20 protein-coding genes and 1 pseudogene are annotated in these 25,558 nt (G+C 74.1%); all 21 read right to left on the bottom strand.

Annotated elements, in window-relative coordinates; genetic code table 11:
* Window positions 1-50 precede the first annotated feature (50 nt).
* Complete coding sequence (gene dnaE / locus QRT03_RS13150; RefSeq protein WP_286053276.1) at window positions 51-3,593, bottom strand: DNA polymerase III subunit alpha; 3,543 nt, start codon at window positions 3,591-3,593, stop codon at window positions 51-53.
* Window positions 3,594-3,770: 177 nt separating this feature from the next.
* The gene (locus QRT03_RS13145) at window positions 3,771-3,941 is read right to left on the bottom strand and encodes a hypothetical protein (protein ID WP_286053274.1); all 171 of its coding nucleotides are present in this window, start codon (window positions 3,939-3,941) and stop codon (window positions 3,771-3,773) included.
* A 334-nt stretch (window positions 3,942-4,275) separates the two neighbouring features.
* The gene (gene dapA, locus QRT03_RS13140; protein WP_286053273.1) at window positions 4,276-5,118 is read right to left on the bottom strand and encodes a 4-hydroxy-tetrahydrodipicolinate synthase; all 843 of its coding nucleotides are present in this window, start codon (window positions 5,116-5,118) and stop codon (window positions 4,276-4,278) included.
* Window positions 5,119-5,170: 52 nt separating this feature from the next.
* Complete coding sequence (locus QRT03_RS13135; protein ID WP_286053272.1) at window positions 5,171-6,148, bottom strand: malate dehydrogenase; 978 nt, start codon at window positions 6,146-6,148, stop codon at window positions 5,171-5,173.
* Between the two features lie 82 nt (window positions 6,149-6,230).
* Window positions 6,231-6,890 (bottom strand): response regulator, encoded by a 660-nt coding sequence (locus tag QRT03_RS13130; protein WP_286053271.1) that lies wholly within the window; start codon window positions 6,888-6,890, stop codon window positions 6,231-6,233.
* Complete coding sequence (locus tag QRT03_RS13125; protein WP_286053270.1) at window positions 6,887-8,005, bottom strand: sensor histidine kinase; 1,119 nt, start codon at window positions 8,003-8,005, stop codon at window positions 6,887-6,889. The genes QRT03_RS13130 and QRT03_RS13125 overlap by 4 nt, the downstream gene beginning before the upstream one ends.
* Before the next feature lie 98 nt (window positions 8,006-8,103).
* Window positions 8,104-9,393 carry an NAD(P)/FAD-dependent oxidoreductase gene (locus QRT03_RS13120; RefSeq protein ID WP_286053268.1) on the bottom strand — a complete coding sequence of 430 codons (1,290 nt, stop codon included), beginning with the start codon at window positions 9,391-9,393 and terminating at the stop codon, window positions 8,104-8,106.
* A gap of 170 nt (window positions 9,394-9,563) precedes the next feature.
* Complete coding sequence (locus tag QRT03_RS13115) at window positions 9,564-10,223, bottom strand: hypothetical protein (protein WP_286053267.1); 660 nt, start codon at window positions 10,221-10,223, stop codon at window positions 9,564-9,566.
* Window positions 10,224-10,303: 80 nt separating this feature from the next.
* Window positions 10,304-11,239, bottom strand: coding sequence for an RluA family pseudouridine synthase (locus QRT03_RS13110; RefSeq protein WP_286053266.1), 936 nt, complete (start codon window positions 11,237-11,239; stop codon window positions 10,304-10,306).
* The gene (gene lspA / locus QRT03_RS13105; RefSeq protein WP_286053265.1) at window positions 11,236-11,859 is read right to left on the bottom strand and encodes a signal peptidase II; all 624 of its coding nucleotides are present in this window, start codon (window positions 11,857-11,859) and stop codon (window positions 11,236-11,238) included. The genes QRT03_RS13110 and lspA overlap by 4 nt, the downstream gene beginning before the upstream one ends.
* Window positions 11,860-11,905: 46 nt before the next feature.
* Window positions 11,906-13,390, bottom strand: a complete 1,485-nt coding sequence (locus tag QRT03_RS13100) for a potassium/proton antiporter (protein WP_286053264.1) — start codon at window positions 13,388-13,390, stop codon at window positions 11,906-11,908.
* Between the two features lie 89 nt (window positions 13,391-13,479).
* Window positions 13,480-14,289 (bottom strand): methyltransferase domain-containing protein, encoded by an 810-nt coding sequence (locus tag QRT03_RS13095; RefSeq protein ID WP_286053263.1) that lies wholly within the window; start codon window positions 14,287-14,289, stop codon window positions 13,480-13,482.
* Between the two features lie 41 nt (window positions 14,290-14,330).
* Window positions 14,331-16,172 carry a hypothetical protein gene (locus QRT03_RS13090; RefSeq protein WP_286053262.1) on the bottom strand — a complete coding sequence of 614 codons (1,842 nt, stop codon included), beginning with the start codon at window positions 16,170-16,172 and terminating at the stop codon, window positions 14,331-14,333.
* Window positions 16,173-16,244: 72 nt separating this feature from the next.
* On the bottom strand, window positions 16,245-17,186 hold the full coding sequence (gene wag31, locus QRT03_RS13085; protein WP_286053261.1) for a DivIVA-like cell division protein Wag31: 942 nt from the start codon (window positions 17,184-17,186) through the stop codon (window positions 16,245-16,247).
* A gap of 385 nt (window positions 17,187-17,571) precedes the next feature.
* Window positions 17,572-17,913: pseudogene (locus QRT03_RS13080) on the bottom strand (cell division protein SepF); the annotation flags it as partial.
* Window positions 17,914-18,638: 725 nt separating this feature from the next.
* Complete coding sequence (locus tag QRT03_RS13075; protein WP_286053260.1) at window positions 18,639-19,367, bottom strand: YggS family pyridoxal phosphate-dependent enzyme; 729 nt, start codon at window positions 19,365-19,367, stop codon at window positions 18,639-18,641.
* Window positions 19,364-20,074 (bottom strand): peptidoglycan editing factor PgeF, encoded by a 711-nt coding sequence (gene pgeF / locus QRT03_RS13070; protein WP_286053259.1) that lies wholly within the window; start codon window positions 20,072-20,074, stop codon window positions 19,364-19,366. Before pgeF ends, QRT03_RS13075 begins: the two co-directional genes overlap by 4 nt.
* Before the next feature lie 13 nt (window positions 20,075-20,087).
* Window positions 20,088-21,341 carry a cell division protein FtsZ gene (ftsZ, locus tag QRT03_RS13065; protein WP_286053258.1) on the bottom strand — a complete coding sequence of 418 codons (1,254 nt, stop codon included), beginning with the start codon at window positions 21,339-21,341 and terminating at the stop codon, window positions 20,088-20,090.
* A gap of 307 nt (window positions 21,342-21,648) precedes the next feature.
* Window positions 21,649-23,070, bottom strand: a complete 1,422-nt coding sequence (locus QRT03_RS13060; protein ID WP_286053257.1) for a polysaccharide lyase family 20 protein — start codon at window positions 23,068-23,070, stop codon at window positions 21,649-21,651.
* Window positions 23,054-24,391 carry a hypothetical protein gene (locus QRT03_RS13055; protein WP_286053256.1) on the bottom strand — a complete coding sequence of 446 codons (1,338 nt, stop codon included), beginning with the start codon at window positions 24,389-24,391 and terminating at the stop codon, window positions 23,054-23,056. Before QRT03_RS13055 ends, QRT03_RS13060 begins: the two co-directional genes overlap by 17 nt.
* Before the next feature lie 306 nt (window positions 24,392-24,697).
* Window positions 24,698-25,339 (bottom strand): cell division protein FtsQ/DivIB, encoded by a 642-nt coding sequence (locus QRT03_RS13050; RefSeq protein ID WP_286053255.1) that lies wholly within the window; start codon window positions 25,337-25,339, stop codon window positions 24,698-24,700.
* Window positions 25,340-25,558: the final 219 nt, after the last annotated feature.

Raw genomic sequence — 25,558 nt, 5'->3', positions numbered from 1 at the left:
CCGGGACTCCGGGAACCTGTCTGGTGTAGCCCTCGCGTCGAGGGCGCTCGCTACTGCAGGCAGCGGGGGCCGAGCAGCGCCTTGAGGTCGCCCATGAGGGCCCCCGAGTTGGTGACCTTCAGCCCGTCGTCGAGCCGGAGGACGTGCGAGGCGCCGTTGGCGGCGAGCAGCGTCAGGTGGACCTCGCTCGGCCCGGGGTGGGCGACGAGGACCTCCTTGAACTTCCCGACCCGCTCGGGCGTGCAGCGGGCGCTCTCGATCGTCACCCGGACCGGCGGGGCGGCCTGGGCACCGGTGGACAGGTCGGGCACGGCGAGGTCCTCCACGAAGAGGCTGACGCGGTCGTCGCGCTTGTTGACCTTGGCCTTGAGCAGCACGATCGCGTCCTCCGAGACGTCGATCGACACCGCGGCGTAGGTCCGCGGGAAGAACAGCACCTCGATGCCGCCCGCGAGGTCCTCGATCTGGGCGGACGCCCAGGGCTCGCCCTTCTTGTTCACGCGCCGGGTGACGCTCGCGAGGATGCCGCCCACGGTGACCGCGGCGCCCTCGGCGACGTCGCCCTCCAGGATCTTCGTGATCGGGGTGTCGGCGCGGCTGGCGAGGATGTGCTCGATGCCGTTCAACGGGTGCCCGGAGACGTAGAGACCGAGCATCTCCCGCTCCAGAGCGAGCCGGTGCTTGGGCTCCCACTCCCCGTCGGGCACCTTGACGTCGAACATTCCCGTGGTGTCCACGGCCTCGTCGTCACCGGGCTCGTCGAAGCTGCCGAACAGGTCGAACTGGCCGTCGGCCTCGGCACGCTTGGTGGTCATCACCGCGTCGATCGCCTCGGCGTGCACCAGGGCCAGGCCCTTGCGCGGATGCCCCAGCGAGTCGAACGCGCCGGCCTTGATCAGCGACTCGACGGTCTTCTTGTTGCAGACCTGCTGCTCGACCTTGCGCAGGAAGTCCGAGAAGTCGGCGAAGTTGCCCTTCTCCCGCCGGCTGCCGACGATCGAGTCGACGACGTTCGCGCCGACGTTGCGGATGGCGCCCAGACCGAAGCGGATGTCGTCGCCGACCGGGGCGAAGTCGCGGACCGAGTCGTTCACGTCGGGCGGCAGCACCGTGATGCCCATGCGGCGGCACTCGGCGAGGTAGACGGCCGCCTTGTCCTTGTCGTCGCGGACGCTGGTGAGCACCGCCGCCATGTACTCGGCGGGGTAGTTCGCCTTGAGGTAGGCCGTCCAGTAGGAGACGACGCCGTACGCGGCGGAGTGCGCGCGGTTGAACGCGTAGTCGGAGAACGGCAGGAGGATGTCCCACAGCGTCTTGATCGCCGCCGCGGAGTAGCCGTTGTCCTTCATGCCCTGGGCGAAACCCTCGTACTCCTTGTCGAGGATCTCCTTCTTCTTCTTGCCCATGGCGCGGCGCAGCAGGTCGGCCTTGCCCAGCGAGTAGCCCGCGAGCACCTGGGCGATCGCCATGACCTGCTCCTGGTACACGATCAGCCCGTAGGTCTCGCCGAGCACCTCCTTGAGCGGCTCGGCGAGCTCCGGGTGGATCGGGGTGACCTCCTGGCGACCGTTCTTGCGGTCGGCGTAGTCGTTGTGGGCGTTCGCGCCCATCGGGCCCGGCCGGTACAGCGCGCCGACGGCCGAGATGTCGTCGAACTCGGTGGGGGCCATGCGACGCAGGAGGTCGCGCATCGGCCCGCCGTCGAGCTGGAACACCCCGAGCGTCTCGCCGCGGGACAGCAGCTCGTAGGTGGCCTTGTCGTCGAGCCCGAGGTGGTCGAGGTCGAGCGCTTCCTTGCCGTTGAGCGTGATGTTCTTCAGCGCGTCGTCGATGATCGTGAGGTTGCGCAGGCCGAGGAAGTCCATCTTCAGCAGCCCGAGGGTCTCGCAGACCCCCATGTCGAACTGCGTGATGATCGCGCCGTCGGCCTCGCGCCGCTGGATCGGGATGACGTCGATCAGCGGTTCCTTGGACATGATCACGCCGGCGGCGTGCACGCCCCACTGCCGCTTGAGGCCCTCGAGGTCCCGCGCGGTGTCGACGATCTCCTTCACCTGCGGGTCGGACTCGTAGAGCGCCCGCATCTCGGCGGCCTCGGAGTAGCGCTTGTGCGCCGGGTCGAACACCCCGGACAGCGGGATGTCCTTGCCCATGACCGCGGGCGGCATCGACTTGGTGATCCGGTCGGCCACCGCGTAGCCGGGCTGGCCGTAGAGCACGCGCGCGGAGTCCTTGATCGCGGCCTTCGCCTTGATCGTGGAGTACGTGATGATCTGGGCGATCTTCTCTTCGCCGTACTTCTCGGTGACGTAGCGGATCATCTCGCCGCGCCGGCGCTCGTCGAAGTCCATGTCGATGTCGGGCATGGAGACGCGCTCGGGGTTGAGGAACCGCTCGAAGATCAGCTTGTGGTGGATCGGGTCGAGGTCGGTGATCCCCAGGACGTAGGCGACCAGGCTGCCCGCCGCGCTGCCGCGACCGGGCCCGACGCGCAGGTTCACCGAGCGCGCGTAGTTCAGCAGGTCGGCCGTCACCAGGAAGTACCCCGGGTAGCCCATCTGCATGATGACCGAGACCTCGTACTCGGCCTGCTTGCGGTAGTTGTCCGGGACGCCGTTCGGGAACCGCCAGTGCAGGCCCCGCTCGACCTCCTTGACCAGCCACGAGCCCTCGGTCTCCCCCTCGGGCACCGGCGCCACCGGCTGCAGGTCGCGACCCTCGGTGAAGGTGATGTCGACCCGCTCGGCGACGGCCAGGGTGTTGTCGCACGCCTCCGGGAACACCGGGTCCCACTGCGCGCGCATCTCGGCGGCCGACTTGAGGTAGAAGTCCTGCGCGTCGAACCGGAAGCGGTTCGGGTCGTTCATCGTCTTGCCGGTCTGGACGCAGAGCAGCACCTCGTGGGGCTTCGCGTCCTTGGCGTAGGTGTAGTGCAGGTCGTTCGTCGCGAGGCCCGGCAGGTCGAGCTTCTTCTTCAGGTCGTACAGGTCGTCCCGGACCCGGCGCTCGATCTCGATGCCGTGGTCCATCAGCTCGCAGAAGAAGTTGTCCCGCCCGAAGATGTCGCGGTAGTCGCTCGCCGCCTGCATCGCGCCGTCGCGGTCGCCCTGCTGGAGCAGGCGCGCCACCTCGCCCGACGGGCACCCCGTCGTCGCGATGATCCCCTTGCCGTAGGTCTCCAGGAGCTCCCGGTCCATGCGGGGCTTGTAGTAGTACCCCTCGAGGCTCGCGAGGCTGGAGAGCCGGAAGAGGTTGTGCATCCCCTCCGTGTTCTCCGCCAGCAGCGTCATGTGGGTGTACATGAGGTCGGGGTTGTCGCTGCCGTTGGCGTTCTGGCCGATCGACACGCGCTTGCGCTCGTGGCGGGAGCCGGGGGCGATGTAGCCCTCCATGCCGATGATCGGCTTGACCCCGTGCGCCTTGGACTTCTTCCAGAACTCGTAGGCGCCGTAGGTGTTGCCGTGATCGGTCATCGCGAGGGCCGGCATGCCCATGCGCGCGGCCTCGGTGAACAGGTCGTCGAGCCGCGCCGCCCCGTCGAGCATGGAGAACTCGGTGTGGGTGTGGAGGTGGACGAACGAGTCGTCGGACACGCGAGAGACCTCCCCGGGACGGCTACCTCGGACGCCCCGTCCCCCGGCGCCTGCAGGAGGCGATCGCGGGGTCTCGGGACTGCGGCCACGCTACCCGGAGGGTCCGACAGTCTCGGCGCTCACTCGGGCGGACCGACGTCGGTGCTGCTCACCGCGCCCCGACGGCGTGTCGGCGCCTCAAGAGTGCTCGAGGCCGTCGCACGTGCCGCAGGGACAGCACACGGATCCGTCGCACGGGATGGGCCCGTACTCCTGCTCGAACTCCTCGACGTCGTCCTCCAGGGGGTCGACGAGGTCCCCGGTCATCCACAGCCGCCCCAGCTCGGCCAGGTCCACGATCCGCCGCATCGGTTCCTCCTCGTGTCGTCCGCTGCGAGGAGGGTGACGGAGGGGGCCGACAGTCGACGGGCGCCGGCCCGGTCGCCCCACGGACCGAAGGGCCCATCAGTCGGGTAGACGGGCCGTGGGCGCCCTTCGCCATCCGGTGGTCGGTGGGCCGTGGGCGCCCTTCGGCGAATAGATCGAGCGGAGGGGCCCCTCGCTCAGGACGGGGCTCGCCGCCGCGGCACCTTGTCGCGGGTTGTTGACGGTCCGCCCGCACCTTGTCGCTGTGAATCCCCGCGACAAGACGCCCCGCCGGCCGGAGTAGCCCACGACAAGACGACGGCCGGCGACCCCGCACCTACAGCAGCCCCGCACCCTCCAGCGCGGAGCGCACGACGGCCTGCTCCTCGTCCGACGCCTCGACCAGCGGCAGGCGCAGCCCCGGACCGCAGAGACCCAGCATCGCCAGCGCGGCCTTGACCGGGATCGGGTTCACGGTGACGGCGAGCGCGTCCAGGATCGGCTTGAACGTCGCCTCGAGCTCGGCGCGGTGCTCCGGCTCGCGGGCCATGCGCGCCATCAGGTCGCCGCAGACGTGCGAGGCGACGGAGATGACGCCGCACTCCCCGAGGTCGAGGACCGGGGCGTACAGCTCGTCGTTGCCCGCGTAGATGCCGAGGCCGTCGACCTTGGCGAGGTTCGCGTTCGCGGCCTGCTTGACGTAGTCGACGTGCTCGATCTGGGCCAGCTCCGCGAGCTCGTCGTTCGCGATGTCCCGGGCGCAGCGCGACGGGATGTTGTAGAGCACGATCGGCTTGTCGGTGGCCCGCGCGATCTCGCCGTAGTGCGCGGCCAGCCCCCGACGGTTCGGCCGGTTGTAGTACGGCGTGACCGACAGGATCGCGTCGACGCCGGCGGTCGTCGCCCGCTCGGTCATCTCGACGGCGTGGCGGGTGTCGTTCGAGCCGGCGGACCCCACGATCGTCACGCCCGCCGGACGCTCGGAGCAGGCCAGCTCGACGAGGCGCATGTGCTCCTCGATCGAGAGCGTGGGCGACTCACCGGTGGTCCCGCACACGACGATGCCGTCGGACCCGTGCGCCGCGAGGTGGTGCATCAGGTCGACGAAGGTCTTCTCGTCCACCGCCCCCTGCTCGTCGAAGGGCGTGACGATGGCGGTGAGGACGGTTCCGAGCGACACCCGGACAGGTTGCCCTGTCGGGGTGCCGCCCGTCGACACCGGGGGCCGCGACCTAGACCAGGCCGAGCTTCTTCACGGCCTCGCGCTCCTCGCCGAGCTCGGCGACCGAGGCGTCGATCCGCTCGCGCGAGAAGTCCGAGACGTCCAGGCCCTGGACGATCTCCCACTGACCGTTCCTCGCGGTCACCGGGAACGACGAGACCAGACCCTCGGGCACGCCGTAGGAGCCGTCGGAGACGATCGCGGCGGAGGTCCAGTCGTTCTCGCGGGTGCCGTTGACCCAGGTGTGCACGTGGTCGATCGCCGCGGCGGCCGCCGACGCGGCCGAGGACGCGCCGCGCACCTCGATGATCTCGGCGCCACGCTTGGCCACGCGCGGGATGAACTCGTCGGTCAGCCAGGCCTGGTCGATCTGGTCGGCCACCGGCTTGCCGTCGATGAGGACGTTGGAGACGTCCGGGTACTGCGAGGCGGAGTGGTTGCCCCAGATCGTGAGCTTCGAGATCTGGCCGACGCCGACGCCGAACTTGTTGGCCAGCTGCGCGAGCCCGCGGTTGTGGTCCAGGCGGGTCATCGCGGTGAAGCGGTCCTTCGGAACGTCCGAGTTCGACGCCGCGATCAGGGCGTTGGTGTTGGCCGGGTTGCCGACCACGAGGACCTTGACGTCGTCCGCGGCACCGTTGAGGGCCTCGCCCTGCGGCTTGAAGATCCCGCCGTTGGCCTCGAGCAGGTCGGCGCGCTCCATCCCCTTGGTGCGCGGGCGGGCGCCGACGAGCAGGCCGACGTTGGCGCCGTCGAACGCCTTGCTCGCGTCGTCGAACACGTCGACGCCGTCGAGCAGCTCGAACGCGCCGTCCTCGAGCTCGAGGGCCGTGCCCTCGGCGGCCTTGACGGCCTGCGGGATCTCGAGCAGCCGCAGGCGGACCGGGGTGCCGTCCCCGAGCAGCTGACCGGAGGCGATGCGGAACAGCAGCGCGTAACCGATCTGACCGGCGGCTCCGGTGACGACGACGTTGACGGGCGAGGCCATTGCTTCTCCAAGCTGCGAGCTGATCGTTCTCTCTCGCCCGCGAGCCTCCCACGTCCCACCGACACCGACGCAGCGAGGCGGGTCACGCCCCCCGGGTGGTGACCAGCCCGGTCTCGTACGCGAGCACGACCGCCTGGACCCGGTCGCGCAGCCCGAGCTTGGCGAGGATCCGGCCCACGTGCGTCTTGACCGTCTCCTCGGCCAGGACCAGCGCCGCGGCGATCTCGGCGTTGGACAGCCCGCGGGCGATCTCCACGAGCACCTCCCGCTCCCGCGGCGTGAGCACCTCGAACCGCGACGGCGCCCGACGGGCGGCCACCGTGCGCCCGGCGACGTCGGCGATCAGACGTCGGGTCACCGACGGCGCCAGCAGCGCCTCGCCGGCCGCCACCACCTCGACCGCCCGCACGAGATCCTCGGCCGGGGCGTCCTTGAGCAGGAAGCCGCTCGCCCCCGAGCGCAGCGCCTCGTAGACGTGGTCGTCGACGTCGAACGTGGTGAGGACCACCACACGGCACTCCGGGGACGTCGCGAGGATCCGCCGGGTCGCCTCCAGCCCGTCCATCCGCGGCATGCGTACGTCCATCAGCACGACGTCGGGTCCGGTCGCGGCGGCGACCTCCACGGCCTCCTGCCCGTCGGCCGCCTGCCCCACGACCGTCAGCCCCGGCTGGGCGTCGAGCAGCGCGGAGAAGCCCTGACGCACCATCGCCTGGTCGTCGACCACGAGGACCCGGATCACGGGACCTCCCGCGGGAGCACCGCGCTGACCCGCCACCCGCCGTCGGGACCGGGTCCGGCCTCCAGCTGGCCCCCGACGACCGCGGCCCGGTCCCGCATCCCGGGCACGCCGATGCCCGAGCCCGGGCCGGCATCCTCGCCGGACGGGTTCGTGACGGCGAGCCGGACCTCGGCCTCCCCACCGTCCAGCACGACCTCGACCGGGGCCCCCGCCGCGTGCCGGGCGGCGTTCGCCAGGGACTCCGCGAGGATCCGGTGCAGCGAGAGTCCGGCGGCCGCGCCGAGCGGCTCGTCGGTGCCCCGACGGTCCACGGTCAGCGCCATCCCGGCGCGGCGGGCGCCCTCGAGCAGCTCGTCGACGTCGTCGAGACCCGGTGCGGGCGTCCGCGCCGCCTCCGCCGCCGGATCGTGCAGCACCCCCAGCAGGGTCCGCACCTCACCGAGCGAGGCGCGGGCGGCGGCACCGATGTCGGCCAGCTCTCCCCGCGCGTCGTCGGGCAGGCCGGGCAGCCGGTAGGCCGCGGTCTCGGTGCGCACCACGATCATCGACATCGAGTGCGCGACGACGTCGTGCAGGTCCCGGGCGATGCGGGCCCGTTCCTCGAGCACGGCGCGGCGCGCCCGTTCGAGCTCCGAGGCCTCCTCCGAGGCGGCCAGCTGCCGCCGCGACGTCACCAGCTGGCGGCCCAGCCACGCGACCACCGCGAGGCCGGGGACGATCACCAGCCCCCACGACCACGAGCCCGCGCCGATGCCGAACAGCGCCGCCGTCGCGACGGTCGCCGCGAGCACCTCCCACCACCGCGCGGCCAGCACCACGGCCACCAGCAGCGCGAGCAGCGCGATCCCGTGCATCACCGCGACCGGCCAGAGGTCGCCGGGAACCTCCCCGACGCTCCCCGCGACCACGAGCGCGGCGACGAACGAGAGGGCCCACGCCGGCATCGGGGCGGCGACGATCCCGGCGACGGGCAGCGCCGCCGCGAGCCCCAGCGGCAGCGCCACGGCCGGGCCGACGCCGAGCTCCGGGACCGCCGTCGGCCACGCGATCGCGAGCGTCACCGCGGCCGCCGCCCCGGGCAGCACCCAGGTGCGCAGCGGCGAGGACTCGGCCATGGGGCGGAGCCTAGGGTTCCGACGGCGGGACCCGCGTCCCGCTCACGAGGGGCCCGGGCCGTCCCCCGGAGGAGCCATGCCGCCGCGGCGGCCGGGACTCAGTCGCCGACGACGAGCTGGGACCGCCGTTGACCGACGTAGCGGAACAGCAGCGCCAGCGACACCATGATCCGGTTGCGGTTGCCGAGCAGCGCGAACACGTGCACGAACATCCACGCCAGCCAGGCGATGGTGCCGGTCAGCTTGGGCCCGTGGGCGATCTCGGCGACGGCGGCGCGGCGGCCGATCGTCGCCATCGTGCCCTTGTCGAAGTACTTGAACGGCGCCGTCGGGCGACCCTCGAGGACGGCGAGCAGGTTCTTGCCGGCCTGCGCCCCGGTCTGGATCGCCGGCTGCGCGAGCTGCGGCAGCGGGTTGTCGTCGATGACGCCGATGTCGCCCGCGACGAAGACGTCGGGGTGCTCGGCGACCCGCAGCTGGTCGTTCACGACGATGCGGCCGCCGCGGCCCTGGGTCAGGCCCCACTTCTTGACGGTGTCGTGCGCGGCGACCCCGGTCGCCCAGATGGTCATCTGCGCCGGGATCTCCTCGCCGTCCTTGAGGACGACCCGGTCCGGCCGGACCTCGGCGACCGCCGTGCCCAGACGCAGCTCCACGCCCCGCTCGCGGAGCTGGTGGGCCGCGTAGGTGCGCAGCTTGGCGTCGAACGGCCCGAGGACCTTGTCGGTCATCTCGAGCAGGATGACCTTGACGTGGTCGGGGTCGAGCTCGGGGAAGCGCGTGGGCAGCATCGAGTTGCGCAGCTCGGCGAGGGTGCCGGCCATCTCCACGCCGGTGGCGCCGCCTCCGACCACCACCACGGACGCGCCGCTGGTCTCGCGGGTCGCGGAGATGTGGTCGAGGTAGCCCATCATGCGGTCGCGCACGGCGAGGGCCTCGGCGCGCGTGTAGATCGGGTAGGCGTTCTCCCGCGCCCCGGGTACGCCGAAGTAGTTCGTGGTGACGCCGTTGGCGAGCACCAGGTAGTCGTAGGAGAGCTGCGGCCCGACGTCGAGCGTCAGCACCTTCGCCTCGGGGTCGATCTCCGTGACGACGCCCTTGCGGAAGGTCGCCCAGGTCTCGCCCTTGCGGCCGACCGTCGCGATGAACCCCCGCGCGCCGTAGGTGATGTCACCGGGGTTCAGCGCGCCGGTGGCCACCTGGTAGAGCAGCGGCTGGAACGTCGAGTAGCTGTGACGGTCGATCAGCGTGACCCGCACCGGGGCCTTGCGCAGCGTGCGCACCGCGGACAGCCCCGCGAACCCGGCCCCCACGACGACGACGTGGGGACGGCTGTCGGCGCTGTCCCGGTCCACCGTCCCGACCTCCTCGGACACCGCGGCACCCATCCCTGACCCCTTCCCGAACTCGGCCGGCCGATTCGATTCAGAACGACACATCGGCCTTCATGTCCCGATTACCCTCCATGGTCCTCCGTCACGCGGGAGCCTGCGAGGTCCGGCCGCTGCCGTGCATGTCACGTGGTGGTACCGGTCACGCTCGGTACCCGGTCGGGGGGTCACCCACCGGCCGGCACCGGCCCGTCGTCGGGAACGGGACCCACGACCGGACCGTCCGGACGGCCCGGTCCCTGGTCGGGCAGCAGCGGCGAGAGGGCCAGGCGGGAGCGTGCGGTGCCCGGCGGCGCCACCTGCACCGCACGGACGCCGGGGAGCGCCCGCACACCCGGCACGTCGGCGGGGGCCAGGCGGACGACGGCCGCGACCAGACAGGCGCAGTCCGGCCGGGCGAGCGCCGCGGCCTCGGCGGCGGCCAGCGCGGTGCGGCGCGTGCCCGGCACCCCGGCGACGGCGTCCTGGCGGGCCTGCGCGGACGCGGTGGTCAGGGCCGCGCGGAGGGCCGCCACGGGTGGCGCGGGCTGCAGGTCGACGTCGCGCAGGGCGGTCTGGACCCGCGGGAACGGCACGCGCACCACCGCCCGCAACGCCACGGTCCTCCCGACGGCGGGTGCGGCGGCCTCGGGCGTCAGGCTCGCGTCGAGCTGCACGAGGGCGAGCCGCTCGGAGGGGTCGGCGGGGTCCGGGACGGCGGCCGCACGGGCGAGGTAGGCGGTGACGTCCTCGCCCGGTTCGGGCCCGAGCCGGACGACGTCGGTCGAGACCGGCGCTCCCCCGTCGTCGGGACCGATCGCCTGCCGCCCGGCCACCCACGCCGTCACGAGCAGGACGACGAGCAGGACCGCCGCCGCGATCGCGTAGCGCGGCCACCGCGGCAGGTCGGCGGCGTCCTCGGGCTCGCTCAGGCCAAGGCCCGCAGCACGTCGAGGGCGTGGGCCAGGTCGGCCGGGGGCTCGCTGGTGAACTCCACCCACCGGCCGTCGGCCGGGTGGTGCAGCCCGAGGCGGTGGGCGTGCAGCCACTGCCTGGTCAGGCCGAGGCGCGCGGACAGCGTCGGGTCGGCGCCGTAACCGGTGTCCCCGACGCAGGGGTGGCGCAGGGCGGAGAAGTGCACGCGGATCTGGTGGGTGCGGCCGGTCTCCAGCTCCACCTCGAGCAGCGACGCCGCGGGGAACGCCTCGAGGGTGCGGTAGTGCGTGACGGACGGCTTGCCGTCGGTCATCACCGCGAACCGCCACTCGTGCTTCGGGTGCCGGTCGATCGGCGCGTCGATCGTGCCCTCGCTCGGGTCCGGGTGCCCCTGGACGACGGCGAGGTAGGTCTTGGACACGGTGCGCTCGCGGAACGCGGTCTTGAGCACCGAGTACGCCCGCTCGGACTTGGCGACGACCATCACCCCGGTCGTCCCCGCGTCCAGGCGGTGCACGATCCCCTGCCGCTCGGCGGCGCCGGAGGTGGCGATCGAGACCCCGAGCGCCGCGAGGCCGGCGACCACGGTGGGGCCGCCCCACCCGGGGCTCGGGTGCACGGCGACCCCGACGGGCTTGTCGACGACCACGATCTCGTCGTCCTCGTACAGCACCTCGAGGCCCTCGACCGCCCGCGCGGTGACGACCCGCTCCGACGGCTCCCGCTCGGGGTCGGGCAGGTCGACCTCGAGCCAGCTGCCGGCGACCAGCCGGTCGGACTTGCCCGCGGCGGCCCCGTCGAGGCGGACGGCCCCGTCCTCGGCCAGGGTGGCGACGACGGTGCGGGAGAGGCCGAGCATGCGGGAGAGCCCGGCGTCCAGCCGCATGCCGTCGAGCCCGTCGGGCACCGGGAGCGTGCGCAGGGTCATCGGGCGTCCCTCGGCTCCGGCGCCTCGCGCGACTCGAGCGACTCGCCGAGCCCCGAGGTCGAGCTCCGCTCCGCTCCGTCTCCCGCCCTCGACGTGAGCCGCCCGTCGATCTCCACACCCCAGAGCGCGAGCCCGACCAGCAGGGCGCCGCCGAGGCAGATCGCGGAGTCCGCGGCGTTGAACACCGGCCACCAGCCGACCGAGACGAAGTCCACGACGTGCCCGCGCAGCGGCCCCGGGCTGCGGAAGAAGCGGTCGACGAGGTTGCCGAGGGCACCCCCGAGCACGAGCCCGAGCGCGACCGCCCAGCCCGGCGACCGCAGCCGTCGGGCGAAGCGCGCGATCCCGACGACGACCGCCACGGCCACCAGCGTGAGCAGCCAGGTCATCCCGGTGGCCAGGGAGAACGCGGCTCCGGGGTTGCGGACGAGGACCAGGCTCACCGTGCCGTCGAACAGCAGCGGGATGCGCTCGCCGTCGGCCATCGAGGCCACGACGGTGATCTTGGTCGCGAGGTCCACCACGAGGACGAACACCGTCACGGCCACCAGCAGCGGCAGCCGGCGCCGGGGGGCGGCCGGTGTGGTCTCCCCGCGCTCGGTGGCATCGGCGTCGGTCATGGCTCCATCCTCCCCCGGCGCGCGGCGTGCCCGCCGTGAGGGCCCGTCAGGACGTCGCGGTCCCGGAGTCGCCGCGCCAGCGGGCGAGGCGGCCCGAACGGTCGACCGCCCGCAGGCGTCGCTCGGCCGCCTCCCGGGCGGTCGCGGTGGCGACGACGAGGAGCTGGTCGCCCTCCTGGAGGCGGGTGTCGCCCTGCGGGGTGAAGCTCGCGCCGCGACGGACGACCAGCGACAGGCCGGTGCCCTCCGGCAGGCGCAGCTCGCGCACGTACACCCCGTGCATCCGCGAGCCCTGCGGCACCGTCATCTGCAGCAGGTCGGCCCGCAGCGCCTCGAGGGGGGCGGCGTCGACCTCGATCTCCTGCACCTGCGGCTTCGCGAGCCCGAGGAACCGGGCGACGGCGGGCAGGGTGGTGCCCTGCACGACCGTCAGGACCACCACCAGCACGAACACCGCGTCGACCAGTTCCCGGGCCCCGGGCAGCCCGCTGGTCAGCGGCACGAGCGCGAGCACGATCGGGACCGCACCGCGCAGGCCGGCCCAGGACAGGAACGCCTGCTCCTGCCACGGGATGCGGAACCAGGACGCGGCGGCGACCACCGAGAGCGGGCGGGCGAGGACGAGCAGCACGGCCGCGGCGATCAGGGCCGGGACCACGGCGGCGAGGAGCTGGTCCGGTGAGACGTAGAGGCCCAGGAGCACGAAGAGCCCGATCTGGGCGAGCCACCCGAGGCCCTCGGCGAAGGACCGGGTGCCCTCGCGGTGGGGCAGCGAGCCGTTGCCGAGCACGAGTGCGGCGACGTAGCAGGCCAGCAGGCCCGAGGCGTGCAGGCTCTGCACCAGGGCGAACGCCCCGACGCAGACCGCCAGGGTCGCGAGCGGGTACAGACCGGTCGCGGGAAGTGCGGCCCGTTTCAGCCCCGCCACGCCGAGCCGTCCGAGGAGCCCGCCGAGCACCCCGCCGAGGGCGAGCTCGTAGACCACGAGCAGCGGGTCGGTCCAGGACAGTGCCGTCCCGGAGGAGAGCAGCACGACGGCGATGAACACGGGGGCGTCGTTGAGGCCGGACTCCAGTTCCAGCGAACCCACCAGCCGGCCGCCCAGCCCGAGGCCGCGCAGCACGCTGAACACGGCGGCCGCGTCGGTGGAGGAGAGCACGGCGCCCCAGAGGAACCCGACCCGCAGGTCCAGGCCGAGCAGCCAGTGCAGGGCGAACCCGGTGACCGCGATGCTCACGACCACCGACACCGTCGACAGCGCGATCCCCAGCCCCAGCGCCGGCCGCACGGTCGACCAGCGGGTGGAGAGTCCGCCGTCGGCGAGGATCAGCACGAGAGCGGCGACCCCGAGGGCCTGGGTCAGGGCGGCGTCGTCGAACCGGATGCCGAGGCCCGACTCCCCGATGAGCACCCCGATGCCGAGGTAGAGCAGCAGCGAGGGCAGCCCGAGCCGGGTCGAGAAGCGGACGGCCACGACGGCGAGCAGGACGACGGCCGAGCCGATCCCGAGCAGCAGCGGCAGCCGGTCCACGCGCCGCGGTCCTCCGTTCGCCTCGCCCGACCCAGAGCGGTGATCCTAGCGTCGGGTCCCGTCCCGACCGGGTGGTCCGGCGGTGGGGATCACGGTCGCCACGTGAGCGTGACGCGGTCGCGGGGCGGGGCGGTCGGTCCGTCGTGGGCGGCGAGCGCGGCCGCGACGTCGCCGGCGCGCTCCGGGGGCAGGCAGAGCCGGCGGGTCACACGGGCGGCGCGGGCGTCCGGGTCCTCCGTGGGGCGGGCCTCCGCGGTCCAGCGCTCCACCTGTGGCGCGACCCCCAGCTCGGTGAGCACCGCGATCGCGTCCTCCGCCGTCGGCGGCGCGGGGCGGCGCAGCCCGTGGAAGCGCTCGAAGAAGGGGTCCAGCCATGCCTGCGGGTGCTCGGTGTGGATCTCCATGACGACGCCCGTGTGCGCGGCCGCGCCGAGTCCCGCCGCGAACGGCGCGAGGTCGTCGGTGTCGTAGCCGACGTGGTGGCAGAGCACGACGTCCGCGGTGCCGGTGTCCGCGAGCGCCTCCGGCCAGGAGCCGAGGACGCCCTGGTAGGGCATGCCCCGGTCCAGGCAGGCGCCGGCGAAGGCCGCGAGCATGTCCGACGCCGGGTCGACACCCATCACGTGGCGGGCCTCCCCCACCAGCGCGAGGGACGCGGCCCCGACCCCGCACCCGACGTCGAGCACGGTCCGGTCCGGCGACGCCCCGAGGAACGCCACCGCCGCCCGCCGCGAGGGCGTGTCCGGCGGTTCGACGGCGGGGCGGAACCGCTCGGGGTCCTGGCGGTACGGGCTCGCGGGGGCGTGCGCGAGGATCTCGTCCGGGACGCGCCGGGCCGCCATGAGGGCGGTCCAACGATCGGCGGCGGTGCGGGCCTGCATCCCGGTCGAGGTGTCCACGGCGCCCATCTGATCACGCGGCGCCGCGGCACGCCCTCCGGTCAGCGGCGGCTCTCCGCCCCGTGCTGCTCCGCCAGCGACTGCACCGGGGTGCACCAGGAGCACCCGGTGAAGCCGAGCTCGATGGCCTCGGACACCGGGAGCGGGATCACCTCGCGGCCGAACAGGTAGCCGCAGCGACCGAGGTGGAACAGGGGCTCCTCGTCGATCACCAGGACCTCGTCGACCCGCGCGACCACGACGTCGAGCGCCGAGGACCCCGGGTTCTCGTCCTCCGGCTCCGGCGCCCGGGCGGGCGGCACCGGCGGCAGGGGCGCCGACGGCGGCGGCGTGCCGGGGGCCGCTCCGCCGTTGCGCTCCGGCGCCTGCGCCCGGTCGGCCGGGGCCTGCCCGGCAGGGGCTTGTCCGGCAGGGGCTTGTCCGGCAGGGCCCTGGCCCGTCGGAGGCTGGCCCGTCGGGGCCTGACCCGCGGGGACCTGGCCCTGCTGCGGCCCGCCCTGCTGGCCGGGCTGGTGCTGGCCGGGCTGGTGCTGGCCGGGCTGGTGCGGGGCGGAGTCGGGGTTGCGGGGCGGTGGCCCCTGCCCGAGCCGGGTCTGCGCCGTGCCGGAATCGGCCGACTGCTGCGGTGGCCGGCCCGGCTGCGCGCCGGCGTCGGGCACCTGGGCCTCGACGGGCTGGCTCGGGGCGCGGCCGGTCGGCCCACCCGCCGGGGAGTACCGGCCGTCACCGGGCCGGGACTCGTCGGGACGATGGCCGTTCGGGAGCCCGCCACGACCGTCGGCGGCCGGGGCACCGGCGCCGAACGTGGCGTCGGGACCGTTCCCGGGACCCTGGGGTCGCTGACCCTCGGGTCCGCGCGGGTCGGCCGGTCCCCCGGGCCGGACGGTCGCGGTCTCGTCGCCCGCCGGCGCGCGGTCGTCCGCAGCGGCGTCGGCGCGCGGCCCGGACGCGCCCTGCCGGGCCCGCTCCAGGGCCTCGGCGGACATGCGGTTGGTGGCGTCCTGCTCGTCCTCCGGGCCGTGGGTCGCCCCTCCGGCCGCGGCCGCGGCCGCGCCGGCACCGGCCACCGCCGCGGCACCGGCCAGGCCGGCGGCGCGGGTTCCGTCGTCCGTCCCGCCGGGGCGCTCGGCGGCCTCGGTCGCGGGTGCCTCGTGGGCCGTCCGGGCGTCGTCCCGGGGCCCACCGCCGGTCCGGTCCGCGGACCCGGCGCCCTGCGGGGGCGGGCCCTGCTGCTGAGCCTGCGGGGGCCGGCCCGGGCCGCCGGGTCGGCCGGCGCCCGGGGCGTTCCCGGTGCCGTGGGGCGGCGGGCCGCCGAGGGGGCGGGCGCCGGGACCGGCGGCCGGGGTGTTCGGCAGGGGGACGAGGCCGAGGAACCGGGATCCCTCGGGGGCGTTCGGGACCCGCGACGGGTCGTGCCCGAGCCGGCCGGACGCCGAGGCGCGCAGGCCGCGCGGGATGCCCCGCGGGCGTGCCGGCGGCGGCATCGACGGGCGGCCACCGGGCCCACCCGGGCCTGCTGGTCCACCGGGCCCACCCGGGCCTTGGGGCCCGCCACCGGCGAACGGGCGTCCACCCGCCGGGGCCGCTCCGTCCTGCGGCACGGGACCGGACGACGGCGGAGCGCCCACGGGCTGCGAGGGCGCCCGGTCGACCTGCGGCGCCTGCGCCCACGGCTCCTGTCCGGGCACGGCGGCGTCGGCGGCCGCGGGAGCCGGAGCATCCGCACGCGCCTTGCGCCGCCGGAGGACGTCGGCGATCAGCAGGGCCGCGGCCACGGCGCTCGCCGCGACCGATCCCCACGCCCAGGCCGCCGTGGTGGTGACCACGGCGACCACGAGCAGGGCGAACGCCACGACGACGCAGAGCAGGACGAGCAGTAGCACGGTCGGCCCCTCACGTACCGCGTCGGCTCATGGGTCGGAGGCCTTCCCCTGCCCCGACCGCTTCGAACCGACTCAGCTGCCGGCTTCGGCCCGCGAGCCGTAACCGCTGGTCGCGTAACCCCCGGAACCGTTCCGACCGGCGCCGTCGGCGGGCGCGGCCGAACCACGGCCCTCGAGGTCACGCAGCTGCGACTCCAGGTAGGTCTTGAGTCGCGTGCGGTACTCCCGCTCGAAGGTGCGCAGCTCGTCGATCTTCTTCTCGAGCCCGGTCTTCTGCTGCTCGATGAGGGTGATCGTCTCGTTGTGCTTGCGCTGCGCGTCCCGCTCGAGCGTCGAGGCCTTGTCACGGGCCTGCCGCTCCAGGGTCTCCGCCCGGGTCCGGGCGTCGTTGAGCATGGTCTCGGCGCGGCTGCGCGCCTCGTTGACCATGCTGTCGGACTTGGTGCGGGCCTCCGAGAGGAGCTGCTCGGACTTGGTCCGCGCGTCGGACAGCATGCCGTCGGCCTCGGACTTGGCCTCGGCCGTCAGCCGGTCGGCCATCTCCTGGGCGAGCCCCAGCACCTTGGCCGCCTGCACGTGGTGGTCACCACCGCCGCCGAGGGGCGACGGGTCCGAGCCGAAGGGCGGCGGCACGACCGACTGCTGCTGCGGCACGGGCTGCTGCGCCACGGGCATCGGCTGCTGCACCGTCCGCGGCGCGTCCTCGACGGGACGCTGCGGCGGGGGCTGGACCATCGTGGTGGCCGGCGCGGGCGGTTGGGCCGGGGCACTCGGCTGCGCGGGGGCCTGCGCGGCCTTGCTCCGGGCGTCGTCGAGGTCGGCGTGGGCGCTCGAGAGCTGCTGCTCGAGCTGCTCGACCTGCTCGCGGAGATCGTTGTTCTCCTCGATCAGACGCCCGAGCTCGGCCTCGACGAGGTCGAGGAACGCGTCGACCTCGTCCTCGTTGTAGCCCCGCTTGCCGATCGGCGGCTTGCTGAACGCGACGTTGTGGACGTCGGCAGGGGTCAGCGGCATCGGATCTCCTCAAGCACTCCTTGGCTGCGGAACCCCAGGTAACTCGGGCTCTTCGAGCTCCGCGACCCGCAGAGTATGACCTCTGCGAGCAGGTGAACCATAGTGGACGGGTCCAGTCATGCGCTGCGAACGACGCCCGATCGGTGACACAGCGCCACCGATCACGGGAGGGGCACCCACACGCGTACCTTCCGACACGCCAGAGAGCGATCGGCCGGACGGTGCGGGACCGCTCACCGCCGCCCACCGCCCGTGACGGTCGGACTTCCCCTGCTCCACGGGGCCGCCGTGGGTGGCTCGGACGCTCACCGCCCCCGTCCGACCACTGACCGCAATCGCTCGGAGAGGGCTTGCCGGCTCTCAGATTCGGCTCAGGGAAGCGGGGTCAGGACGTCTCGGCGAACTTGCGCCGATCGGTCGCCGAGACCTCGACGTTGGGCGGTGAGAGAAGGAACACCCGGTTCGTGACCTTCTCGATCGAGCCGCGCAGCGCGAACGCGAGACCGGCCGCGAAGTCCACGAGCCGCTTGGCCGCGGCGTCGTCCATCTCGGTGAGGTTCATGATCACCGGGATGCCGTCGCGGTAGCGCTCGCCGATGACGCGGGCCTCGTTGTAGCTGGTGGGTCGCAGCGTGGTGATCTCCGGGACCGCGGGGGTGTCCGGGCCCTTGGCGGACGCGGACTCGACCGCGCGCACCGGGCGGGGCTCCTCCTCGAGGGCGAGCGCCGCCGCGCCGGACGCGGACAGCGAGCCGCCGCCGGCGGACGCCAGCGACCCGGAGAGCGAGCCGGAGGACGACGACCCGCCGACGGAGGCGAGCGCGGACGACCGCGACCGCGAGGTGTGGTTCGGGCCGGTGTTCTGCTCCCAGCTCCGACCCCGGCTGCTCGAGCGGACGGACACGTCGGCCTCCTCGTCTCGGTCGCCGGGCGGCGTCCGGTCGGTGTCGGTGCGCAGGTGTGGGAGATCGCGCTCGGCGCGACCCTCCGGCTCGGGGTCCCGGGGCCGCGGCGTACGGACCCGGTCCTCGGCCACGGCCCGGTCGGCGCGGTCCGCCCCCGGGCGGCGGTCGGCGCGGCCGGTCTCGAGACGCTCGTGCCGGTCGGCCTCGTAGCGGTCCGCGTACCGGTCCTCGTAGCGCTCGTCGTCGAGCCGGTCGTCGTATCCGTCGTGGTCGTAGCGGTCCGCGTACCGGTCGGCGTCGTACCGGCGACGTCCGTAGCGCTCGGCGGGGTAGGCGTCGAAACGGTCACCCGTGCGGGAGGAGCGCTCGCCGTACGCGTCGTGGTCGCCGTACCCGTCGTAGGCGTCCAGCTCGTCCGCGGGCACCATGCCGAAGTACGCCTTCACCCGGTGCAGAGCGGTCATGGCAGCCCTCTCCCCTTCACCTGCCGACCGACCCGCGAGACAGCCGACTTACATCCGTGTCATTCACTCACACGGAACGCTAGCTACCGGGCGCCGAGGAGAGCCGTTCCGACACGCACACACGTGGAACCGTGCTCGATCGCGGCCTCGAGATCCCCCGACATGCCTGCTGAGAGGGTCCTGGCGTCGGGGAACGACCTACGCACCCGCTCGGCCACCTCGGCAAACGTGCCGAAGGCCTCCCCGGGCTCGGCGTCGCGCGGCGCCACGGTCATCACGCCGTCGAGTGACAGGTGCGCGGCCGCACCGACACGCTCGGCCAACGCCTCCACCTCCCCGACCGGCACGCCCCCACGCCCCTCGGCGCCGTCGAGGCTGACCTGGACGAGCACGTGCAGCGGCCCGGAGCGCTCCCCCGCGTCCAGCGCCGCACCCGCCGCGCGGTCCAGGGCGTCCGCCAGCCGGGGCGAGTCCACGGAGTCCACCGCGTGCGCCCACCGCGCGAGCGAGCGCGCCTTGTTGCGCTGCAGCCGGCCCACGACCCGCCAGCGCGCGTCGGACCCGGGACGCAGCGTCGAGAGCTCCGCGGCCTTGGCCGCGCCCTCCTGCTCCTTGTTCTCCCCGAACTCGGTGAGGCCCAGGTCGACCAGCAGCGCGACGTCCGAGGCCGGCCAGGTCTTCGTGACGGCGAGCAGGCCCACCTCGGACGGGTCGCGCCCGGCCGCCCGCGCGGCGGCGTCGATGCGGTCCCGGACGTCGGCCAGCGCGCGCCGCAGGCCCTCGCGCCGCTCCTCCACCTCCGTCGGGGTCACCGGCGGTCGTACTCCCACCACGTGACCCCCGCGAGGCGGCCGGTGGGACGGGCGCGCCGGTGGCTGAAGAGCTGGTCGTCCTCGAAGGTGCAGCGCCCGTCGGCGTCGATCTTGAGGACGCCCTCGTCGCCGAGCTGGCGCACCAGCCCGGCCCGCAGGTCGAGCGACGGCGTGCCGACCCGGGTGGTGCCCGCGCTGCCGGGCAGTGCGGCCTCGACCTCGTCGCGCATCGCCTCGGGCACCTCGTAGCAGAGTCCGCACACGCTCGGCCCGAGCAGGACCTCGACGCGGTCCCGCTCGGCGCCGAGGTCCTCCATCACCCGCAGGGTCGCGGGCAGCACGCCCGCGGCCGCGCCGGTCCGGCCGGCGTGCGCCGCGGCGACGATGCCCGCCTCCGGGTCGGCCAGGAGCACGGGCACGCAGTCGGCCACGACGACGACCAGGCCCAGACGCGGCTGCTCGGTCACCAGGGCGTCCGCGGTCGGGACCTCCTGCTGCGGACCGTCCACGACCACGACGTCCGTGCCGTGGACCTGGTTCATCCACGCGACCCGGGCGGGCTCGAGGCCGACCCCCCGCGCCAGCCGCTCCCGGTTGGCGGCGACCGCCGTGGGGTCGTCGCCCACGTGGTCACCGAGGTTGAAGGAGTCGTACGGGGGCTTCGACCGGCCGCCCGCACGCGTGGTCAGGACACGACGTACCCGCACGTGTCCCAGTCTCTCAGCGCATGAACGAGGGGACGTCGACGTCGTCCTCGTCCTTGCCCTTCGACGACGACGGGCCGGACCCGCCGTCGGCGGACTCCTCCTTCGCGGCCTCGACCTCCTCCGGCTTCGGTACCGGCATCGACGGGGTCGTCGGGGCCTGGGCCACCGCCGTCGGGATGGCGGGCTGCGGCTGGCTCGGCGGGGCCGGCACCGACGGACGGGACCCGGAGTCGCCCGCGGCGATCGGACCACGGCCCTGACCCTGCCCGCGCCCGGCGGGCTGCCCGATGGCGGACGGGACGGACTTCGCGTGCGGCACCGTCCCGGAGTCGAAGCCCGCGGCGATCACGGTCACGCGGACCTCGTCGCCCAGCGAGTCGTCGATGACCGTCCCGAAGATGATGTTCGCGTCCGGGTGCGCGGCCTCCTGCACGAGCGAGGCGGCCTCGTTGATCTCGAACAGGCCGAGGTCGGACCCGCCCGCGATCGAGAGCAGCACGCCGTAGGCACCGTCCATGGACGCCTCGAGCAGCGGGGAGTTGATCGCCTTGCCCGCCGCCTCGACGCTGCGCCCGTCACCGCGGGCGGACCCGATGCCCATCAGGGCGCTGCCCGCCCCGGACATGACGCTCTTGACGTCGGCGAAGTCCAGGTTGATCAGACCCGGCGTCGTGATGAGGTCGGTGATGCCCTGGACCCCGGAGAGGAGCACCTCGTCGGCGGACCGGAAGGCGTCCATCAGCGAGAGCGACACGTCGCCGAGCTGGAGCAGCCGGTCGTTCGGGATGACGATGAGCGTGTCGCACTCGTTGCGCAGCTCGGTGATGCCGTTCTCGGCCTGGGTGGCGCGCCGCTTGCCCTCGAAGGAGAACGGGCGGGTGACGACGCCGATCGTGAGGGCGCCGAGCTTGCGGGCGATGCTCGCGACCACCGGCGCGCCGCCGGTGCCCGTGCCGCCGCCCTCACCCGCCGTCACGAAGACCATGTCGGCCCCCTTGAGGACCTCCTCGATCTCCTCGGCGTGGTCCTCGGCCGCGCGGCGGCCCACGTCGGGCGCCGCGCCGGCGCCGAGCCCGCGGGTGAGCTCGCGACCGACGTCGAGTTTGACGTCGGCGTCGGACATCAGCAGGGCCTGGGCGTCGGTGTTCACCGCGATGAACTCGACGCCCTTGAGGCCGACCTCGATCATGCGGTTGACGGCGTTGACGCCGCCGCCACCGATGCCGACGACCTTGATCACGGCCAGGTAGTTGTGCGGGGGCGTCATGGGACCGCCTTTCACTGCGGAGCTCGGCGACACCGGCCGACACGCGGGCGAACCCTCGACCCTCGACCTCGACTGGAGGTCTATGGTTGGCTTCCCCGTTCCGGTGTCGGCGTGACCGTAGGCAGCCGACACCCGGGGATGCACGCAGGCGCGCCGGGCATGTCCCGCGTCGATGTCACCCGTCTGCCGCACGGCCACCGAACTCTCGACGGCGGGTCGAGAGTTCGCCCCTCCGGTTCGGAGCGAACGGCACTCTCGCGCACGTAGACGCAGCGAGAGTGCCGCTCGCTCGGTTGCGGGAGGCCCGTCAGCCGGCCACGGAGGCGTAGGAGTCGCCGAGCTTCGCGTCCGAGAGCTCGTAGGTCGAGGCCTGCGAGATCCCGGTGTCGCGGTAGAGCCCGAGCTTCCAGTAGCTGTAGTCGCCGGGGTACATGGTCCCGCCGGGCGGGCGGAAGCCCGTGACCTTCTGCTGCCCGTCGACCCACGCGTCGACGACGCTCTTGGAGCTCGTCGACGAGAACTTCACGTGCAGCACGAGCGTCGTCACCTTCCCGACGGCGGCTGGTGCGATCACCTTGTCGAAGCTCTTCGAGCCGTCCGGGTGGCCGAACCCGCCGGAGAGCACGAAGTTGCCGCCGCCGATGCGCAGCTCGAGCGGCGGGCTGCCCTCGCCCTCGTTCTTGAACTGGGTGATGAGCTGCCAGGAGTCGGTGTCCACCGGGAAGCCGTCGGCGAGCCGCACCGACAGCCGGATGTAGCGGTCCTGGCCCTCGGTGAAGTTGTCGACGTTCGGCTCGATCTCGGAGCGCTTACCGCCGCCGGGCATCGTGAACTTCAGGGCCTTGCGGCCGGTCAGCCCGGTCGCCGGGACGACCGTCGGCGTCTTCGCGCCGACCATGTTCCAGGGCGTGTCCTTGAACATGCCCAGACCCTGCGCCGTGATGGCCGCGTCCCAGATCGGCTTCGCGGCCGGAGCGGGGGCGGCGTTCGGGGTCGCCGCCGGCGTGGTCGGGCGGATGGGGATGAGGGTGGTCGAGGGCGGGGCCGGGCTCGGGGCCGCGCTCGCAGTCGTCGTCGGGGCCGGCGTGGTCGTGGTCGGCGCGGCCGGAGCCGTCCCGGTCGCCGGGGCGGCGCTCGTGGTCGACGTGGTGAGCCACAGCCGCTCGACCGCCGGGCTGACCGAGCCGGAGCCGCCCAGCATGACCACCCGGGCCTGGACCTGCGTCGTCATCGCGGGCAGGACGGTGCGCACGTCGTCCTTCGTCGGGAACCAGCGGCTCCACGACCCGTCGGGCAGGATGCCGCGCACGTCGACCCGGGCGGACGTGCCGGGCGGCAGGTCGGCGGTGAGCTCCGTGGTCACGGCATTGGTCGGGGCCGCCGGGCGGCGCGGCGGCAGGAGCATGACGCCCTCCGAGCGCGCCTTCGCCGTCGACGGCGTCGCGAGCCGGACGGCCCCGTCGACCATCGAGACGTTGACGTCGTCGCCGCCGGAGACGGCGAGCTCGCTGCCCCAGCTCTCCCCGGTCGGCACGGCGGTCGCGGAGGCCGCCAGGCCGAGGACGGCGGCGAGGAGCGCGCCCGCACCCGCCGTCAGGACGGCGCGGTGGCGGTGGCGACGGCGTCGCTCGCGGTCCTCCGGGGCGGTCGGCGGCGTCGCGCCGGGACCGGCGTGCGGGGAGAGCGGGCGGGGGGCGAGCGGTTCGAGGAGATCAGCAGGGCGCGACACGGGGGGCCTCCACGGCGGCGGCGGGGACGTACTGCTGCGGACCGATCTGGAGCCACTGCGCGCTCGGGCCCTGCGACCCGGCGCGGAGCTGGCCGGTGGCGGTGCACGTCACGGCCATCCGCGCGCCGGAGGCGACGGCACCGACCGAGGACGACGCGTCGGTGGGGGCGGAGCGCACGACGAGGGTCGGCGCGCCGGTCGGGCGGGCCAGGGCGGAGGGACCGGTGCCGGTCCAGAGGTAGGTGACGGTGACCCAGCCGTTGTCGCGCAGCTGGAGGTCGTCGTAGTAGGTGCCGTCGGCGAGGTCGATGCCCGCGGGGTTCGCGACCCGCCGTCCGAACCCGTCCTTGCCGCCGTTGTAGCCGCGCTGGAAGGCGGCCTGGGCCTGCGGGAAGCCCAGCGGGAGATCGCCCCACTGCTGGCGGGCGGCGTTCCAGTAGTCGTCGCGGATGTTCCACGGCCCGACGTCCCACACCGGGGACCAGGCGCAGCGCCCGTTCGCGGCGCAGACCTTGACCGTGTAGTCGCCCTTGTCGCGCGGGGAGAGCCCGCGGCGCGAGGGCAGGGCGACGAAGTGGTCCCGCGGCACGATGACGTGGCCGTTGGCGGTGGTGTTGCCGACCAGGCCGATGCGGGTCGCGAACACGCGGCTCGTGACCGGGGCGGCCTTCGCGGGCTCCGGGGCGGGCGCGGGGGCGGCGGTGGGGACGGTCGGCGGGGCCGTCGGCGCCGGCGGAGCCGGTGGGGCCGTGGGTGCGGGGGTCGGCGTGGAGCGGTCGGCCGCGAGCCACAGGCGCTGGAGGGCCGGGCTCGCCCCGAAGTCGCCCGACACGAGGGTGACGCGGACTTGCAGCTCGGTGGCGGGCTGGGCCAGCACGGCGGGGCCCGCGGGGCTCGCGGTGCTCCACTGGCTCCAGGTGCCGTCGGTGCGCAGGCCACGGACGTCGACGAGCACCTCACCGCCCGGCGGGACGTCCGCGGTGACCTCCGCGGTGACGCGGTCGACGGGCGTGGACGACCGGCGCGGGGCGAGGAGCAGCTCTCCCTCGTTCCGCGTCGAGCGGGCGCTCTGGGCGCGGACGACACCGGCGGCGAGACGGACGGCGCCGGTGGTCGCGACGACGTTGGTGTCGTCACCGCCCTCGACGGCGAGCTCGGGGACCCAGGTCTCGCCCGGCTCGGACGCCCGGGCGACGGGGGCGTGGCCGAGGGTGGCCCCCAGGATCGAGGCGGTCGCGGCCGCGGCGAGCACGGTCGCCAGCGCCCGCCGCACCCGTGGCGGCGCCGCACCCCGCGTGTCGCGGCCGGTCCTCATGGTCATCGCCCTCGCACCTCTCCCCACCGTCGTGCCGACGGCGCAGAGTTGACGCTGCGTGACACATCTGGGTCAAGCGAAACGCGTGGTGTGCACGTGAGTGATAACCGGAGTGGTGAAACTCGTTCGCGCAGGTCACAGGTCCTTCGCGTGTCCCCCGAGCGAGGGGCGGCGACCTCGGACGAGTTGTTCTCCGCGGGAGTTGGCGACCCTCGGTGGCCGCCGACCACCGCAGACACGGTGACCGTGCGTGATACTTCGAGTGGTGATCGAGAGTCGTCCGGTCGCGCAGCGCGGCCGGTCGTACGGCGCTCAGCTGACGACCGGGAGCTCCGGGGTGGAGACGTCGTAGACCGAGCCCGGCCGGGTCAGGAGCGGGCCGAGGACGGCGGCCTTGCGGTCGTCCTCGGCGTCGGCGCCCCAGCGCACCGTGCGCCCGTCGAGGGTGAACGAGACGTCGTAGGCGCTCCCGGCGCGCAGCTCGGTCACCTTCGTCTGCAGGTTCGGCGGGAGGGCCTCCAGCACCCGCACGGCGGCCACCGTGGCCGGGTCCTCGGGTGAGGCCGCCACCCCGGGCGGCAGGACCAGGCGCGGGATGCCGGGGGGCGGCGCGGGCATGGTCCGGTAGACGAACCCGGTGCCGTCGACGAGGGCGACACCGGCCGCCATCGGCACCGCCGCCACCGGCTCCCGCTCGGTCACCGTCACGGTCACGGTGCCCGGCAGGGACCGCCGGACGTCCACCGAGGCGACCCGGGGGATCGCCGCCACCCGTGCGTCCAGCTCCGCCGTCGACAGCCACAGCAGCGACGTCTCCGGCGGCACCGCCGCGGCCTCCTGCACGGTCCCGAGGGTCTCCGGCGTCGCACCGTCGACCTGTACACCGCGCACGTCGAACACCGGCGAGAAGCCGAGCAGGTAGACCAGTCCCCCGACGACGGCGAGCGCGAGCACCCCCGCCGTCCAGCGCCGCCGCAGCGTGCGCCGGCGCGCGGCCCGTGCCTCGATCGCGGCGTGGTCGCGGGGCGGACGCTCCCGCGGGGGTCGCGACGACGGGCGGCGTCCCCGGTCCCGGCCGCCCGCCGACCGGGAGCCCGTCGAGCGGGAGGCTGTCGAGCGGGACCCGCCCGAGCGCCCCGACCGGCCGTCGGGGGCGCCGGACCGCGGACGTCG

The sequence above is a fragment of the Actinomycetospora termitidis genome, assembly GCF_030286555.1.
GTDB classification, from domain to species: Bacteria; Actinomycetota; Actinomycetes; order Mycobacteriales; family Pseudonocardiaceae; genus Actinomycetospora; species Actinomycetospora termitidis.
Note: the sequence above shows the minus strand (reverse complement) of the source record. Positions and strands in the feature narration are given on the sequence as shown.